The 1,146-nt window shown below is 34.4% G+C and carries 2 protein-coding genes; both read left to right on the top strand.

Annotation, left to right across the window (positions count from 1 at the left end; all coding sequences use genetic code 11):
- Positions 1–45 precede the first annotated feature (45 nt).
- On the top strand, positions 46–657 hold the full coding sequence (locus tag IBX42_RS12550; RefSeq protein ID WP_294933263.1) for an ISAs1 family transposase: 612 nt from the start codon (positions 46–48) through the stop codon (positions 655–657).
- A gap of 8 nt (positions 658–665) precedes the next feature.
- Entirely contained in the window at positions 666–1,136 is a 471-nt protein-coding gene (locus IBX42_RS12555; protein WP_294933264.1) for an ISAs1 family transposase, read from the top strand.
- Positions 1,137–1,146: the final 10 nt, after the last annotated feature.

The following is a 1,146-nucleotide window of genomic DNA, read 5'->3' on the forward strand; positions in this document are numbered from 1 at the left end:
CACGGCTGATTCATACAAAGGAATAAAAAATGCTTTATAGGGAGCATGAAAGAATTTAACCTACGCGAAGAGCTAAAAACATTAAAAGACAACAGACGAGGACAGGCACAACAGCATAAAATAGATGTAGTGCTTATGATTACAATAATGGCTACAATGAGTGGACATCAGGGCTATAGGGCAATAGGGGATTTTGCACAAAGATATAAAAAAGAGCTTGTAAAATATCTATCAATAGAGAAAGAAAGAGTTCCTGCGTATGCTACCGTAAGACGGGTGCTTATGAATATAAACCACAAGAAGTTTGAAGATATTTTCACTAAGTGGATGCGACACTATATGAGAAAAACACATTCAGGCTGGATAGCGGTTGACGGTAAAGCGATAAAAGGAACAAAGCAAAAAGAGGAGGATAAAAAATTGGCACATTTAGTGTCATTTTTTGCAAGTGATTCTTTAGAGATACTTACAGCCAGAAAGACAGCTTCAAAAAGTAACGAAATCCCGTTGGTTCAAGAGATGATGGAAACATTTCCTCTTAAAGATATGATTATTACGCTTGATGCTATGCATTGTCAAACAAAAACACTTAAAGCTATCAAAGATAGCGGTAATGACTATGTCGTACAAGTTAAAGATAATCAAAAAAACTCTTAGAACAACTCATCTTCAATAGTAATTTATCCGATGCCATTGATTACAACAAGACACAAGAACCTACTCGCAATAGATTCGAAGTGCGTGAAGTAGAGGTTTATGATGATTTTTATAATATTGATACGACTAAATTCTTTGGAATAAAAGAGATTGTAAAAGTCACAAGAAATACATATTTAAAAAATACTGATCACTTCTCAAGTGAAATATCTTTTTACATATCAAGTAAAAAAATGTCTGCTAGAGAATATAATATCGGAATTAGGTCACACTGGAGTGTTGAAAGCATGCACTATGTTAAAGATGTGACATTTGGCGAAGATGCATCTTTAATTCGCAGCGGAAATGCTCCAACAAACTTCTCAATTATCCGAAATATAGCCATTAATGTGCTTAGGCGGCAAAATTATCTTAACTTTCCTCAAGCTATTCGTATGCTTGGAGGAAATATTAAAAAACTTTGTTGTCTTTTAGAATGAATCAGCCGTG

Source organism: Sulfurimonas sp. (genome assembly GCF_014859695.1).
Taxonomy (GTDB): domain Bacteria; phylum Campylobacterota; class Campylobacteria; order Campylobacterales; family Sulfurimonadaceae; genus Sulfurimonas.

Bases quoted from the DNA above. Each gene is read 5' to 3' on its own strand.
- IBX42_RS12550 (WP_294933263.1), top strand. From the start codon at position 46: ATGAAAGAATTTAACCTACGCGAAGAGCTAAAAACATTAAAAGACAAC.